The organism is Streptomyces sp. bgisy130, assembly GCF_057708345.1.
The window spans coordinates 196575-210757 of the sequence record NZ_JBYISA010000009.1; the positions used below are offsets into that span (position 1 = coordinate 196575).

The window sequence follows — 14183 nt, forward strand, 5'->3', positions numbered from 1 at the left end:
ACATCCCTCTCACATCCGGAAGACGCCGTAGCCGGGCGCGGTGCTGTCCTTCTCGGGCAGCGGCGCGTTGGCACAGGCGGTGAGCGCCAGCCCCAGCACCTGCCGGGTCTCCAGCGGGTCGATCACACCGTCGTCCCACAGCCGCGCGGTCGCGTAGTAGGCGTTGCCCTGGGTCTCGTACTGCTCGCGGACCGGCGCCTTGAACGCGGCCTCGTCCTCGGCGCTCCACTCCTCGCCGTGCGCCTCCAGCTGGTCGCGCTTGACGGTCGCGAGGACGGAGGCGGCCTGCTCGCCGCCCATCACCGAGATCTTGGCGTTCGGCCACATCCACAGGAAGCGCGGCGAATAGGCGCGTCCGCACATGGAGTAGTTGCCCGCCCCGTAGGAGCCGCCGATGACGACCGTCAGCTTGGGCACGCGGGTGCAGGCCACCGCCGTCACCATCTTCGCGCCGTGCTTGGCGATCCCGCCGGCCTCGTACGAACGCCCCACCATGAAGCCGGAGATGTTCTGGAGGAACAGCAGCGGGATACCGCGCTGGTCGCACAGCTCGATGAAGTGGGCGCCCTTCTGGGCGGATTCGGAGAACAGGATGCCGTTGTTGGCGACGATGCCGACCGGGTGGCCGTGGATATGGGCGAAGCCGGTGACCAGCGTCGTCCCGTACTCCGCCTTGAACTCCGCGAAGCGCGAGCCGTCCACCAGCCGGGCGATCACCTCCCGGACGTCATAGGGCGTACGGGAGTCCGCGGGCACCGCCCCGTACAGACCGGCCGGGTCGGCCTTGGGCTCCTCGACGGTCCGCACGGTCCACGGGAGCGGCGCGCGCTCTCCGAGGGTGCCGACGATGGTGCGCACCAGGCGCAGCGCATGGGCGTCGTCCTCGGCGAGATGGTCGGTGACCCCGGAGGTCTTGGCGTGCACCTCGCCGCCGCCCAGCTCCTCGGCGGTGACCACCTCACCCGTGGCGGCCTTCACCAGCGGCGGCCCGCCCAGGAAGATCGTGCCCTGGTTGCGGACGATCACGGCCTCGTCGCTCATGGCGGGGACGTAGGCGCCACCGGCCGTGCACGAGCCCAGCACCGCGGCGATCTGCGGAATCCCCGCTCCCGACATCCGCGCCTGGTTGTAGAAGATCCGCCCGAAGTGCTCCCGGTCGGGGAAGACCTCGTCCTGCATCGGCAGGAAGGCGCCGCCGGAGTCGACGAGGTAAAGACAGGGGAGACGGTTCTCCAGGGCGATCTCCTGCGCCCGCAGATGCTTCTTGACCGTCATCGGGTAGTACGTGCCGCCCTTGACCGTGGCGTCATTGGCGACGATCACCGTCTCCCGGCCGGAGACCCGGCCGATCCCGGCGATCACGCCCGCGGCCGGTGCGGCCCCGCCGTACATCCCGTCCGCGGCCAGCGGCGCCAGCTCCAGGAACGGCGAGCCGGGGTCCAGCAGGGCGTCCACCCGGTCGCGGGGCAGCAGTTTGCCGCGGGCGGTGTGCCGCGCCCTGGCCTTCTCGCCGCCGCCCAGCCGGGCCGCCGCGAGCTTCTCGCGCAGCTCGGCGGCCAGCTCGCGGTGCGCGGCCTCATTGGCCCGCCAGGAGTCGGACGCCGGATCGGCGGTACTCCCCAGCACCGGTGCCTGCTCCATCAGTTTGAGCCCCCTTGCTCGATCGCCTGCCCCGGTGCCGCGGTCCGCGGCGGCCGGGCCATCCGGGTTAATGGGCGTTAACCTCACTGCCTTCAGGTTAACGAGCACTAACCCGGCTGTCTACAATCGACGGCATGAGCAATGCGCAGTCCGCCGCCCCGACCAGCCGCCGCGAGCAGATCCTCAAGGAGGCCGCCCGGCTCTTCGCGGAGCGCGGCTTCCACGGCGTCGGTGTCGACGAGATAGGGGCGGCCGTGGGCATCTCCGGCCCCGGCCTCTACCGGCACTTCGCCGGCAAGGACGCGATGCTCGCCGAGCTGCTGGTCGGGATCAGCGAGCGGCTGCTCGCGGGCGGCCGGATGCGGGTCACGGAGGGCGGCGGCAGTCCCGAGGCGGTGCTGGACGCGCTGATCGACGGCCATATCGACTTCGCGCTGGACGACCGGCCGCTGATCACCCTGCACGACCGCGAGCTGGACCGGCTACGGGAGGCCGACCGCAAGCGGGTCCGCCAGCTCCAGCGGCAGTATGTGGAGCTGTGGGTGGAGGTTGTCCGCCGGGTCCACCCGGGCCCCTCCGAGGACCGGGCCCGCGCCGCGGTGCACGCCGTCTTCGGCCTGCTCAACTCCACCCCGCACCTCGGCCGGCCGGGCGCCCTCCCGGGCCGCACGGAGATGGCCGAGCTGCTGCACCGGCTCGCGCTGGGCGCGTTCGGCGCGGTGGCCGGCGAGCAGGCGGCGGGGGAGTCGATGGCGGCGGTGGTGCCGGGCGCGTAGGCCGTACTCGGGCAAGAGGTTCGTCCTCCGCCCACTACGGTCTCCGGGTGACCGAATCTCAGACCTTGCGTGCCACCCGTGAGTCCTACGACGCCCTCGCACCCACCTACGCGCAGATGTTCCACGACTCCCTGCGTGACCGCCCACTGGAGCGCGCCCTCCTGGGCGCCTTCGCGGAACTGGTGCGGGCGCACGGTGACGGCGAGGTCGCGGACCTCGGCTGTGGGCCGGGGTACGTCACGGCGCACTTGCACAGGCTGGGCCTGAACGCCTTCGGCGTCGACGCCTCCCCCGTGATGGTCGGGCTCGCCCGCGAGGCGTACCCCGGACTTCGCTTCGAGGTCGGCTCGATGGCCGCGCTGGACCTCCCGGACGGCGCGCTGGGCGGGGTGCTCTCGCGGTGGTCCGTCATCCACACCCCGCCGCAGGACCTGCCCGCCGTCCTGGCCGAGATCGCCCGGGTCCTGGCCCCCGGCGGGCACTTGTTGATCGACTTCCCCGCCACCGACGGCCCCCACCACGAGACGCAGGCCTACGACCATGCGGTGGCAACGGCCTACCGCTGGTCCCCCGACCGTCTAGCCGCGCTCCTGCGCGGCCACGGGCTGGCCGAGGCGGCCCGCACGGTGATCGAGCCGAAGCCCACCGACCGGCGGCAGTTCCAAGAGGTCCAGCTCCTCGCCTGCAAGGCGTAGACCTCGACGGCGGCACGGGCGGCCTCGCGGGCCATGCGGTCGCCCGGACGGCTCCCGGGTGTGGCCGGCGCCTCGCACGGATTTTCGTTGACCTCTGGACAGCTTAGGTAACTGGCCGGTAGCTTTCGCTGAGCAAGCGCTTAGCCATGCGCTTGGACCGGCGACCTGGAGGAGGCGACGTAGCAATGCGCCGTACGGTGTTCAACGAGGATCACGAGGCGTTCCGCGAGACCATACGGGCCTTCATCGAGGCCGAGGTCGTCCCGGTCCACGACGAGTGGTTCGCCGCCGGTCAGGCCCCGCGCGACTTCTACTACAAGCTCGCCGAGCTGGGCGTCTTCGGTATCCGCGTCCCCGAGGAGTACGGCGGCGCCGGCATCGACTCGCACAAGTTCGAGGCCGTGATCTACGAGGAGACCTCCCGCGCGGGCGTCACCTTCGGCGGCTCCGGCGTGCATGTGCTGCTCGGCCTCCCGTACATCCAGATGCTCGCCACCGACGAGCAGAAGAAGCGCTTCCTGCCGAAGTTCGTCAGCGGCGAGGAGATGTGGGCGCTCGCGATGACCGAGCCGGGCACCGGCTCCGACCTCGCCGGCATGAAGTCCACCGCGAAGCTGTCCGAGGACGGCACGCACTACGTCCTCAACGGCGCCAAGACCTTCATCACCGGCGGCGTGCACGCCGACCGCGTCATCGTCTGCGCCCGCACCGCGGCCCCCCGCGAGGACGACCGCCGCTTCGGCATCTCGCTCTTCGCCGTGGACGCCAAGTCCGCCGGCTACTCCGTCGGCCGCAAGCTGGACAAGCTCGGCCTGAAGATCTCCGACACCGCCGAGCTGGCCTTCGTCGACGTCAAGGTCCCGGTCGAGGACCTGCTGGGCGAGGAGAACAAGGGCTTCGCCTACCTGGGCCTGAACCTCGCCTCCGAGCGCTGGGGCATCGCCTTCGGCGCGTACGCCCAGGCCAAGGCCGCCGTCCGGTTCGCCAAGGAGTACGTGCAGGACCGCACCATCTTCGGCAAGACGGTCGCCTCCTTCCAGAACACCAAGTTCGAACTGGCCGCCTGCCAGGCCGAGGTGGACGCCGCCGAGGCCGTCGCCGACCGCGCGCTGGAAGCCCTGGACGCCGGCGAGCTGACCCCGGCCGAGGCCGCCTCCGCCAAGCTCTTCTGCACCGAGGTCGCGCACCGCGTCATCGACCGCTGCCTCCAGCTGCACGGCGGCTACGGCTTCATGAACGAGTACCCCATCGCCCGCCTCTACGCCGACAACCGCGTCAACCGCATCTACGGCGGCACCAGCGAGGTCATGAAGTCCATCATCGCCAAGTCCATGGGCCTCTAGGCCGTAAGGGCACCGCGCACGTGAACGACGCACTCCGGTCCCTGCTCGGTCAGCTCTCCCTGGAGCGGATCGAGCAGGACATCTTCCGGGGCGAGAGCCGCGCCTCGGTCGTGCCCCGGGTCTTCGGCGGCCAGGTCGCCGCCCAGGCCCTGGTCGCGGCCGGGCGCACGGTCCCCGCCGACCGGCCGCCGCACTCCCTGCACGCGTACTTCCTGCGCCCCGGGGACCCCGGCGCCCCCATCGTCTACACCGTCGACCGCATCCGCGACGGCCGCTCCTTCACCACCCGCCGGGTCGTCGCCGTCCAGCACGGCCAGCCGATCTTCCACCTCTCCGCCTCCTTCCAGACGGCCGAGGAGGGCCTGGAGCACCAGGAGCCGATGCCGCCGGCACCGGACCCGCTGGAACTCCCCACCGCCGCCGAGGCGCTGCCCCGGCACGCCGCCGAACGGTTCCTCGCCCCGGACGTCGCCGAACGGCTCCTGGAGGCCCGTGCCGCGATCGACCTGCGCTACGTCGACGAGCCGCCCTACGTCACCGTCGGCGAGCCCCGCGAGCCCCGCTCCCAGGTCTGGTTCCGCACCCAGGGCAAGCTCGACGACGACGGCGACATCCCCCGCCCCCTCCTGGACATCTGCCTGGTCACCTACGTCTCCGACATGACCCTGCTGGACTCCATCCTGCTCGCCCACGGCCGCGGCGGCTGGGCGGTAGGCGACGTCGTCGGCGCCAGCCTGGACCACGCGATGTGGTTCCACCGCCCCCTGCGCGCCGACGAATGGCTCCTCTACGACCAGGAGTCCCCCACCGCCCAAAGCGGCCGCGGCCTCGGCAAGGGCCGCATCTTCACGGCGGAGGGACAGCTGGCGGTGTCGGTGATTCAGGAGGGGGTTATCCGGGTGCCGCGGGATTAGGGCACGCCGACGCACCCCAAGATCGGCCGGTGGGCCGGGCTCCCCGAGTTCCGTGGCTCGGGGGGACCGGCCCATCGGCGTTCGTCGCGCTCCGCGCGGGCGGTCGCCGCGGTGGTTCGCCGGGGCCGACAGGTGCCTTGAAGGAAGCGGGCCGCATGTGCCTTGAGGCGCGTCGTCTTCGGTTCTCGGCACAGTCATCCGATCTTGATCTCGTAGCGCAGCCGCTGAAGGTGTCCGGGCATCGCCATCCTGTCGACCTGGATCGGCCGGCCGTGTGCGTCCAGCGTGACCCGTGTCAGCTGGAGCACCGCTTCGTCGGCGCCGGTCCGCAGCTCATCGCGTTCCTCGTGGCTGGGCATCCGGGCGATGACGTCCTCCTGGACGCTGGCGCCGACGTGCCCGAGATCGGCGAGGAGCGAGATCGCGCCGCCGGGGATCTTGGCGGTCCCGGCCAGGCGGGTCCCCCGGGCGATATGGACGGGGTAGTAGGTGTCGGTCAGTTCGCAGGGCGCGTCGTCGACATACATCACGCGACGGCGTACGACGACGCTCTCGCCCTCCCCGATTCCCAGGAGTTCCGCGATCTCGGCCGGTGCCGCGATCTCCCCTGCGTGGACGATGCGTTGGCTGCCGCGGCGGCCACGGGCGGCGGTTTCCGCGCCCCAGGCATCGGACTGCCCCTTCTCACGAGGTGTCAGATACGGCATCGAGGTGCTGACCCACTCGCTGGTACCCACGCGTCCTCCTGGCGTTTGGTGATCTCAACCCATTGCCTACACGGTAAGCAGCAGGCTGAGGCCCCCACAGTCGTCGCGCCCGTTTCCCTCGACCGTGACGGCGTGACGTCGTTACGGCGTCACGCGGACGACCCGCGCCGCTTCGGTCAGCGCCAGTTGCCACGGATAGCCCTCTGGACGCCCCTTGCCCGGCTCGTTGGGTTCGAAGCCGCCGGGCCCGTACAGCACCGCCACGCCCGCGTCGCGCAGTGTTGCCACTGACCGGTCGAACTGGGGGTGTTGCACATACGCGGTGTTCACACAGGGCATGGCAACCGTGGGAATGCCCTTGCCGATGCCCTCGGCAACCACCCCGATCACGAAGTGGTGGGTGAGTCCGAGCGCCCAGGCGTTGAGGGAATTGAAGGTGACCGGTGCGAACACGATGACGTCGGCCGGCGGCCACACATCAGGGGCGGTCGGCTGCTTGTACTCGAACCGGACCGGGTAACCCGTCAGCTCTTCCAGCAGTGGCACCTCTTCGCTGAGCCACCGGGCCGCTGTGGGCGTCAGGCCGATGCATACATCGAATCCGGCCGTGTGGGCGCTGCGTGCCACATCGGCGAATTGCTGGACGGGCGGGGCGGCGGAACCGAACAGGTAGAGCACGGGACGACTCATCACGCCATCCCACCACAGCCTTGTGCCGTGAGGCCGATGGATCGGAAGCGGAGAGCACTCCTCCGTTCGCCGGCGCGGGTACCGTTCCGCATGGCTGCGAGGACTGGAGAGCGGTATGCCTTCACTGCACGACAACCACACGGGCGCACGCATCGCACACACGCGCAAGGTCCGGCGCCTGACCCAACGCGAGCTGGCCGACCTCGCACACGTCTCGTACAGCACGTTGACCAAAGTGGAGCAAGGAGTCCTGCCCGCGAGCCCTTCGGTGCTCGGTGCGTTGGCCCGTGCCCTTTCATTGCCGGTGACGGAACTGACCGGACAGCCCTACCTCGAAGAACTCCGCCAGGATCAGCTGGACGGCCTGATCCACCCGATTCGCGAGGCACTCAACATCTATGACCTCGACCCCGACCCGGACGTATCCCCGCGCACGGCAGAGGAGTTGGCAGCCCATGCTGACCGGCTGTGCGCCATGGTGCGGGCCACGAACATCAAGCAGGTTGCCGCCGAACTTCCCGGCTTGATCCACGAGGCCACGACGAGGGCGCACCTGCATCCCACGGATGGGAACTGGCGGCTGCTGGCGAGCACGTACCGCACCGCGTATGACGTGACGGCGAAACTGGGGTTCTCCGACCTGGGCATGGTGGCGCTCGACCGGATGGGCTGGTCGGCCGAGCGTGCCTCGGATGCGGTGCTCAGTGGTGTCCGTCAGTACATGCGCGGTGTGGCGTACCTGCGGGCAGGCGACTACCGCACCGGGCAGCGACTGGTCCGGCTTGGTCTGACCGACCTGGATCAGGCTGCTCCCGGGCGGGTGCTTGACGCGGTCACGGGACAGCTGCATCTGGGAGCCGCCGTTCTGGCGGGCCGCGACAAGGACAGGAACGCCGCAGAGGGGCACCTCGATGAGGCTCGGCGCATCGCGGAGCGGACCGGTCCTGCGGAGAAGGTCCACTGGCTGTCCTTCGGGCCGACCAACGTCGGAGTTCACCGGGTCAGCGTGCTCGCAGAGCTGGACCTCTATCCGGAGGCCGTGCAGTGCGCGCATGAGATCACGATTCCGGACGGGTGGCCGCCGTCCCGGCTGGCGCACCACCATGCCGAGGTAGCGCGGGCACTGATGTGGACGGGACGCACGGACACGGCATTCAAGAGCCTGCTGAAGGCCCGCAAGGTCGCCCCGCAGCAGACGCGATACCACCCGACCGTGCGGGAGACGTACGCCGGTCTGGACGCGGCCAGGCGCAGGATGCCCGACACCTTCAGCAACTACGGCTCGTGGCTCCGTATGTGACGTTCTGAGAGCCCATGGCCGGAGCTATCAGCGATGACTGATAGTTCCGGCCTTCCGCTGTCGGCACGCTGAGAGGGTCGGAAGACCCCCGCGACCGTGTTGGGACGGCCCGGGGGCATGGCCAACCTGAGGAAAGCAGGTCGACATGTCGCACGCTATCGCCCGGATCTTCGAGTTGCTGCTGCGGCTGTTAGCCGGCCTGGAAGTCGGGACAGAGGTGACCGCGCGATGAGTGAGTCACCGACCACGCGCCTGCTGCCGTGGGTGAGTCCCGATGGCAAGACCTGCATCCTGCTGAGCGACGGCGGGGGTGAGGGCGGCTTGTCCCGGGTCGCGGACCGGATGGAAGACGTACAGCTGGAGATGGCGGACGGGCTGCTCGATCACGCCGCCGACATGCTCGGGGACGACACGGCGACGAATCCGCAACTGCGTTACCTCGGAGAGCAGTTGAGCGCGGCGCTGCGGGATGTGCGCCGTGTCGCGGAGTGCAGGAGGGTGCGGCTGAGCACCGGCGGGTAGCAAGTGCAGGGCACCACGCACTGAATGAAGGAGAGTAAACGGGATGCGCATGCAGATCATTACCGCTGCGGATGGCGGGCAGCAAGGAGGAGAAGACGGCGGGGACGGGCACCCTGGCCAGCCTTGGACGCCGCCCCCGCCGCCGCCCCCGGACGGCGACATGCCGCCCGGTGACGGGACGCACCGCAAGTGAGGCTCAACCCTGAGCCGGAGCGCCGCGTCGGTGACGAGCTGGCGCGGTCCCTCCTCGAGGCGGGAGCGCTGACGCCCGATTGGGTGGAGACATTCAGAGCCGTTCCCCGGTCGCTGTTCCTGCCGGACCTCGTCTGGGCGCACGACATGGCGACCGGCCGAAGTGTGCCCGTCTCCCGGAGCGACGACCCCGCGGGGTGGGAGCGGGCCGCGTACGCGAACGTCCCGCTCGTCACCCAGTGGGACGACGGAGCGCACATGGGCAGCGAGCCCGGGACCGTCCCGACCAGTTCGGCGAGCATGCCGTCGGTCGTGGCGGCGATGCTGCGCGACCTGGACGTGAGCGAGGGAATGCGGGTGCTCGAAGTAGGCACCGGCACGGGGTGGAACGCCGGGCTCCTCGCTCACCGGCTGGGCAGCGGGAACGTGGTCAGCGTCGAGATCGACGCGGCGGTCGCCGAGCAGGCCCGAGGAGCGTTGCTGCGCGCCGGGCTCCACCCCGAGACAGTTCACGGGGACGGTGGGGACGGGTGGCCGGACGGGGCGCCGTATGACCGGGTGATCGTCACGGCAGGGGTGCGAGCCGTTCCGCCGCGCTGGTTGGAGCAGACGCGGCCGGGCGCGGTCATCCTCGCCCCCTGGGGCACCCATTACAGCGACCAGGACGCACTTGTCCGGTTGACCGTGCGCGAAGACGGCTCCGCGTCGGGCCCGTTCGTGCGCATGGTCGAGTTCATGAAGCTGCGGGATCAGCGCCTGGACTGGAACCGGTTCAGGGAGCACGTTCCGGATTTCCCCGGCGACGCCGACGTTTCCGGTACGACGGTCGCTCTGGCGGACCTGGGGGATCGCTATGAGCCCGCACGGTTCGTCCTGGGGCTGCGTGTGCCGCACTGCGCCCATGTCATCAACAAGCCGGATAGGGGCGGGGGGACCGCGAACGCGTGGTTCTTCGATCTGAGGAGCCGGTCATGGGCCGCCGCCGTGTTCCGCAGCGGCGAACCGGACGCCACGGTCTACCAGTCGGGCCCGCGTCGCCTGTGGGACGAAGTGGAGGCGGCTCACCGATGGTGGGTCGGCCGGGGCGCGCCGGACCACACGCGGTTCGGTCTCACCGTCACCGCGGAGGGGCAGCGGGCATGGCTGGATGACCCGGCCGACTCCTGGGCCGTGTGAGGAACGGAACCGGCCCCGTCCCGGCGCACCCACCGGGCTCCGCCGTCATCCGCCGGCGTCGCCGGCCGCGCCCGGCCGTTCGGCCTCGGCCAACTTGGCGCGCAGATGGGCCCGTTCGGGATCGGTGCCGGCCAGGTCGAGTGCTTCGCGGTAAGCCGTTGCCGCCTCGGGCCGTCGGCCGAGGCGGTGCAGCAGGTCTCCGCGGGCGGCCGGGTAGGGGTGGTGGCCGCGCAGCCGCTGTTCGTCGGCGAGTCCGTCGAGCAGTGCCAGGCCCGCCTCCGGGCCGTCGCGCATGGCCACCGCCACCGCGCGGTTCAGCTCGACAACGGGGGACGGGGTGAGGGCGAGCAGTACGTCGTAGAGGGCTACGATCTGCGGCCAGTCGGTGGTCGCGAGGTCGGCGGCCTCGTCGTGCAGGGCGGCGATGGCCGCCTGTACCCCGTACGGGCCGGGCGGCCCTGCTGTGAGCGCGGTGACCACCAGGGCACGACCCTCCTCGATCATGGTGCGGTCCCAGCGGCCGCGGTCCTGGTCGTCGAGCAGCACGAGTTCGCCGTGCGGCCCGGTCCGGGCGTCGCGTCGTGCATGGGTCAGCAGCATCAGGGCGAGCAGGCCGCAGACCTCCCGCTCGGCGGGCAGCAGCCGGCGCAGGATCTGCGCCAGCCGGATGGCTTCCTCGGCGAGGTCGGGCCGCTGGAGCCGTGGGCCCGAGCTGGCCGCGTAACCCTCGGTGAAGATCGAGTAGATGACCTGGAGCACGCCGGGCAGGCGCTCGGGCAGCTCGTCGGCGCCGGGGACGCGGAACGGGATACGGGCCTCACGGATCTTCTTCTTGGCCCGTACGATCCGCTGGGCCATCGTCGCGGTGGGGACCAGGAAGGCCCGCGCGACCTCGGGCGTCGTGAGACCGGCCAGGCAGCGCAGGGTCAGCGCCGTACGGTCCGCCGGTGCGAGCGCCGGGTGGGCACAGGTGAAGAACAGCTGTAGCCGGTCGTCGACGAGACCGCCGTCGGCGTCCGCGGGCGGGGCGGGGTCGGCGCGGTCCGCCTCCACCCGCAGGATGGCGAGGCGCGCGGCGCGTGCCTGGTCCCGCCGCAGGTGGTCGACGGCCTTCCGCCGCGCCGTGGTCAGCAGCCAGGCGCCGGGCCTGGCCGGGACGCCCTCGACCGGCCAGTGCACCAGCGCCGCCTCGACGGCCTCGGAGGTGACCTCCTCGGCCAGGTCGAGGTCGCCGAAGCGGCGGACGAGGGAGGCCAGCAGCCGGCCGCGCTCCTCGCGGAACACCGACTCCACCGTCGGCCGGTCCGGCGGTTGGTGGGGTGGCCGGTCGGGCGTGCCGGGTCCTCCGCCGCCCCCGCCTCCCTCGCCTCGCATGTCAGGCCCCGAAATCGGCGACCGGACGGACCACGACCGAACCGCTGCCCCGCGCGCCGGGGCAGCGGGCGGCCCAGTCGAGGGCGGCATCCAGGTCCGGTACGTCGATCACGTAGAAACCGCCGAGGACCTCGCGGGATTCGGCGAACGGCCCGTCGGTCACCTCACGCCTGCCGTCCTGACCGACCCGTACCTTCGTGGCGGTGATCAGGTCCGCCAGCGACTCCCCGGAAACCAGGATCCCGGCGTCCTTGACCTCCTTGTCGTAGGCCATCCAGTCCTCGACGCTGCACTCGGCGGCTCCGCCGTTCTCGTCGACCGCACCGGCGTGGATCAGCAGCATGTACTTCATGGTCCGACTCCTGTCAGCTTCGCTCGCGCCCCGCGCAGCGGGCCGCCGTACATCAGGACGACGAATGGGAAGCGGTCAGATCGACAGTGCCCCAGAAGTTTTTTCCGGGCCAGGGTCAGCACCCGTGCCGATCCCCATCCGGGGTGCCGTGGCGCCGGTCGGCCAGAGCGGTGATTCCTGCTGTGGCGGCGGTGGCGAGGTCGGTGACCATCGCGTCGTCGACGGGCAGGGTGAGGAGGTACGGCAGCGCCCTGGCCGCTCTTCGTGCTCGGGTGTGCCCTGCTGCTGATCGGAATCCGCCGCGCCCGTCGCGCCCGTCGCGCCCGCCGCGACAACCCCGCGCCCAAGGGCCGGGCTGCCACCGGCGTGAACAGTTAGCGTGCACGGTCCCTGAGACCGCAAGATGCCGAGCCGGGAGCCGAGCCACGGGGGTGTTCGGCTCAGGGCGGCCTCAGAGTTCAGGGCTTTTCTCGGAGCTCAGGGCGGCCTCAGATCAGACCCGCCGCCTCCAGCAGGTACGTGGTCAGCGGGTCGTAGTGGCGCGGGCTGAGGACATGGTCGTCCAGGGGGATCGTCACCTGGAGGGTGCCCTCGGACTCGGCGAGGAAGAGGGCCGGGTCGTTGCAGTCGGCGAAGCCCACGGCGTCGATGCCGCGCTGGCCCGCGCAGCCGGCCCAGCCGTGATCGGCCATCACCAGGTCGGGGAGTGGGCGTCCCGCGCGCTCCAGGCCATCCAGGACGGCGGCCATCGGCTCGGGGGAGTGGGTGTGCCAGAGCGTCGCACCGCGCTCCAGCATCGCCACGTCGCCGAACTGGAAGACCATGCCGTCGTCCGCCCGCAGGCCGTCCGGGATGACGACGATCTCGCAGCCCGCCGCGCGCAGGGCCTCGGCGGTCGCCCGGTGGACGTCGAGCAGACCGCCCGGGTGGCCGGTCGCGAACAGCACCCGGTGCTGCCCGGCGGCCGCCTTGCGCAGCACCGCGGCGGTGCGGTCCAGCGCGTCGACCGTCAGCTCCGGGTCGATGGTGTCCTGCCCCTGCCGGTGGTGCGGATCGTCGATGACGCCGCACCGCTCCGCCATCACGGCCAGCACGTCCTGCTCGTCCGTCCACCGGTCGCCGAACTCCAGGCCGAACCAGTAGTGGCGGTCGCCGTTGGCGAGCCTGCGGTAGTGGGCGAGGTTGTTCTCGCGGGGGGTGGCGACCTCACCGGCGATCCGGGTCCGGACGAGATGATCGACGAGTTCGGCGCGCGAGGGGGCAGCGGCTGCGGAGGCTATCGGCATAGCGCCCATTGTGCCCGTACACCTGTTCCGGGGCGGGGGAGTTCCGCAGCGCGGACACCCGGGTGCGGATGCCGGAGCGGCGGCACCGCCCTGCGGACACCGGTCGTGGCTGGTCACCGCCGTGGCGGGCCGCTGGACAAAATGTCGAACGACCCCTGCCCCGGGTACGCACATGTCCATGGGCCCGGCGGCCGGCGCTCCCTAACCTCACGGTCATGACCACCGCAGCCAGCGCCTCCAACGGGCCCGTGGGCCCCGTCGACTCCTCCCGCGTCCCGCGCTACGCCGGGCCCGCGACGTTCGCCCGCCTGCCCCGCCTCGACGAGGTCGGCGGCCGGGCCGATGTGGCGGTCGTCGGTGTCCCCTTCGACACCGGCGTCTCCTACCGCCCCGGCGCCCGCTTCGGCGGCAACGCCATCCGTGAGGCGTCCCGGCTGCTGCGCCCGTACAACCCGGCCCAGGACGCGTCGCCCTTCGCGCTCGCGCAGGTCGCCGACGCCGGGGACATCGCCGCCAACCCCTTCAACATCAACGAGGCCGTGGAGACGGTCGAGGCCGCGGCCGACGACCTGCTGGCCTCCGGCGCCCGCATGATGACCCTCGGCGGCGACCACACCATCGCGCTGCCCCTCCTCCGCTCCGTCGCCAAGAAGCACGGCCCGGTCGCGCTGCTGCACTTCGACGCGCACCTGGACACCTGGGACACGTACTTCGGCGCCGAATACACCCACGGCACCCCGTTCCGCCGCGCCGTCGAGGAAGGCATCCTCGACACCTCCGCGCTCTCCCACGTCGGCACCCGCGGCCCGCTCTACGGCAAGAAGGACCTCGACGACGACGAGAAGATGGGCTTCGGCATCGTCACCTCGGCGGATGTCATGCGCCGCGGCGTCGACGAGGTCGCCGACCAGCTGCGCCAGCGCATCGGTGACCGCCCGCTGTACATCTCCATCGACATCGACGTACTGGACCCGGCCCACGCCCCGGGCACCGGCACGCCGGAGGCGGGCGGCATGACCTCCCGCGAGCTCCTGGAGATCCTGCGCGGCCTGTCGTCCTGCAACCTGGTCTCGGCGGACGTCGTCGAGGTCGCGCCCGCATACGACCACGCGGAGATCACCGCCGTCGCCGCCTCGCACACCGCGTACGAGCTGACGACGATCATGTCCCGGCAGATCGCGGCGGGGCGGTAGGGGGAGTAGCCACCCCTCCGGG

At 71.2% G+C, this 14183-nt stretch carries 14 protein-coding genes; 8 read left to right on the top strand and 6 right to left on the bottom strand.

Annotated elements, in window-relative coordinates; genetic code table 11:
* Window positions 1–9: 9 nt before the first annotated feature.
* Window positions 10–1641 carry a carboxyl transferase domain-containing protein gene (locus tag AC3EUV_RS15410; RefSeq protein WP_432140784.1) on the bottom strand — a complete coding sequence of 544 codons (1632 nt, stop codon included), beginning with the start codon at window positions 1639–1641 and terminating at the stop codon, window positions 10–12.
* Between the two features lie 134 nt (window positions 1642–1775).
* Here AC3EUV_RS15410 and AC3EUV_RS15415 point away from each other — a divergent pair, with 134 nt between their 5' ends.
* The 4 genes from AC3EUV_RS15415 to AC3EUV_RS15430 all read left to right on the top strand — a co-directional run bounded on the left by AC3EUV_RS15415 (window position 1776) and on the right by AC3EUV_RS15430 (window position 5369).
* The gene (locus AC3EUV_RS15415; protein ID WP_432140783.1) at window positions 1776–2417 is read left to right on the top strand and encodes an SACE_7040 family transcriptional regulator; all 642 of its coding nucleotides are present in this window, start codon (window positions 1776–1778) and stop codon (window positions 2415–2417) included.
* Between the two features lie 47 nt (window positions 2418–2464).
* Window positions 2465–3112: a class I SAM-dependent DNA methyltransferase gene (locus tag AC3EUV_RS15420; protein ID WP_432140782.1), complete on the top strand. Its 648-nt coding sequence runs from the start codon at window positions 2465–2467 to the stop codon at window positions 3110–3112.
* A 185-nt stretch (window positions 3113–3297) separates the two neighbouring features.
* The gene (locus AC3EUV_RS15425; protein WP_432140781.1) at window positions 3298–4455 is read left to right on the top strand and encodes an acyl-CoA dehydrogenase family protein; all 1158 of its coding nucleotides are present in this window, start codon (window positions 3298–3300) and stop codon (window positions 4453–4455) included.
* A 20-nt stretch (window positions 4456–4475) separates the two neighbouring features.
* Window positions 4476–5369 carry an acyl-CoA thioesterase gene (locus tag AC3EUV_RS15430; protein WP_432140780.1) on the top strand — a complete coding sequence of 298 codons (894 nt, stop codon included), beginning with the start codon at window positions 4476–4478 and terminating at the stop codon, window positions 5367–5369.
* Between the two features lie 194 nt (window positions 5370–5563).
* Here AC3EUV_RS15430 and AC3EUV_RS15435 read toward each other — a convergent pair whose 3' ends face one another.
* Window positions 5564–6106: a UTRA domain-containing protein gene (locus tag AC3EUV_RS15435; protein WP_432140779.1), complete on the bottom strand. Its 543-nt coding sequence runs from the start codon at window positions 6104–6106 to the stop codon at window positions 5564–5566.
* A 111-nt stretch (window positions 6107–6217) separates the two neighbouring features.
* Window positions 6218–6766: a flavoprotein gene (locus tag AC3EUV_RS15440; protein ID WP_432140778.1), complete on the bottom strand. Its 549-nt coding sequence runs from the start codon at window positions 6764–6766 to the stop codon at window positions 6218–6220.
* Window positions 6767–6881: 115 nt separating this feature from the next.
* Between AC3EUV_RS15440 and AC3EUV_RS15445 the strand changes: the two genes are divergently transcribed.
* The 3 genes from AC3EUV_RS15445 to AC3EUV_RS15455 all read left to right on the top strand — a co-directional run bounded on the left by AC3EUV_RS15445 (window position 6882) and on the right by AC3EUV_RS15455 (window position 9956).
* The gene (locus tag AC3EUV_RS15445) at window positions 6882–8066 is read left to right on the top strand and encodes a helix-turn-helix domain-containing protein (protein ID WP_435603140.1); all 1185 of its coding nucleotides are present in this window, start codon (window positions 6882–6884) and stop codon (window positions 8064–8066) included.
* A gap of 228 nt (window positions 8067–8294) precedes the next feature.
* Window positions 8295–8588 carry a hypothetical protein gene (locus tag AC3EUV_RS15450; RefSeq protein ID WP_432140776.1) on the top strand — a complete coding sequence of 98 codons (294 nt, stop codon included), beginning with the start codon at window positions 8295–8297 and terminating at the stop codon, window positions 8586–8588.
* 189 nt (window positions 8589–8777) lie between these two features.
* Window positions 8778–9956 carry a methyltransferase domain-containing protein gene (locus tag AC3EUV_RS15455; RefSeq protein ID WP_435603141.1) on the top strand — a complete coding sequence of 393 codons (1179 nt, stop codon included), beginning with the start codon at window positions 8778–8780 and terminating at the stop codon, window positions 9954–9956.
* 45 nt (window positions 9957–10001) lie between these two features.
* Here AC3EUV_RS15455 and AC3EUV_RS15460 read toward each other — a convergent pair whose 3' ends face one another.
* From AC3EUV_RS15460 to AC3EUV_RS15470, 3 genes are all read right to left on the bottom strand, one after another.
* The gene (locus tag AC3EUV_RS15460) at window positions 10002–11249 is read right to left on the bottom strand and encodes an RNA polymerase sigma factor (protein ID WP_488187970.1); all 1248 of its coding nucleotides are present in this window, start codon (window positions 11247–11249) and stop codon (window positions 10002–10004) included.
* 82 nt (window positions 11250–11331) lie between these two features.
* The gene (locus tag AC3EUV_RS15465; RefSeq protein WP_435603143.1) at window positions 11332–11682 is read right to left on the bottom strand and encodes a YciI family protein; all 351 of its coding nucleotides are present in this window, start codon (window positions 11680–11682) and stop codon (window positions 11332–11334) included.
* A 488-nt stretch (window positions 11683–12170) separates the two neighbouring features.
* On the bottom strand, window positions 12171–12968 hold the full coding sequence (locus AC3EUV_RS15470) for a phosphatase (RefSeq protein WP_432140772.1): 798 nt from the start codon (window positions 12966–12968) through the stop codon (window positions 12171–12173).
* A gap of 215 nt (window positions 12969–13183) precedes the next feature.
* Here AC3EUV_RS15470 and speB point away from each other — a divergent pair, with 215 nt between their 5' ends.
* Window positions 13184–14161 carry an agmatinase gene (gene speB / locus AC3EUV_RS15475; protein WP_432140771.1) on the top strand — a complete coding sequence of 326 codons (978 nt, stop codon included), beginning with the start codon at window positions 13184–13186 and terminating at the stop codon, window positions 14159–14161.
* The last annotated feature ends 22 nt before the right edge of the window (window positions 14162–14183 follow it).

Excerpts from the sequence above, each read along its gene's own strand:
- AC3EUV_RS15410 (WP_432140784.1), bottom strand. The coding sequence starts at position 1,641 with ATGGAGCAGGCACCGGTGCTGGGGAGTACCGCCGATCCGGCGTCCGAC.
- AC3EUV_RS15415 (WP_432140783.1), top strand. The coding sequence starts at position 1,776 with ATGAGCAATGCGCAGTCCGCCGCCCCGACCAGCCGCCGCGAGCAGATC.
- AC3EUV_RS15425 (WP_432140781.1), top strand. The coding sequence starts at position 3,298 with ATGCGCCGTACGGTGTTCAACGAGGATCACGAGGCGTTCCGCGAGACC.
- AC3EUV_RS15440 (WP_432140778.1), bottom strand. The coding sequence starts at position 6,766 with ATGAGTCGTCCCGTGCTCTACCTGTTCGGTTCCGCCGCCCCGCCCGTC.
- AC3EUV_RS15445 (WP_435603140.1), top strand. The coding sequence starts at position 6,882 with ATGCCTTCACTGCACGACAACCACACGGGCGCACGCATCGCACACACG.
- AC3EUV_RS15450 (WP_432140776.1), top strand. The coding sequence starts at position 8,295 with ATGAGTGAGTCACCGACCACGCGCCTGCTGCCGTGGGTGAGTCCCGAT.
- AC3EUV_RS15465 (WP_435603143.1), bottom strand. The coding sequence starts at position 11,682 with ATGAAGTACATGCTGCTGATCCACGCCGGTGCGGTCGACGAGAACGGC.
- AC3EUV_RS15470 (WP_432140772.1), bottom strand. The coding sequence starts at position 12,968 with ATGCCGATAGCCTCCGCAGCCGCTGCCCCCTCGCGCGCCGAACTCGTC.
- speB (WP_432140771.1), top strand. The coding sequence starts at position 13,184 with ATGACCACCGCAGCCAGCGCCTCCAACGGGCCCGTGGGCCCCGTCGAC.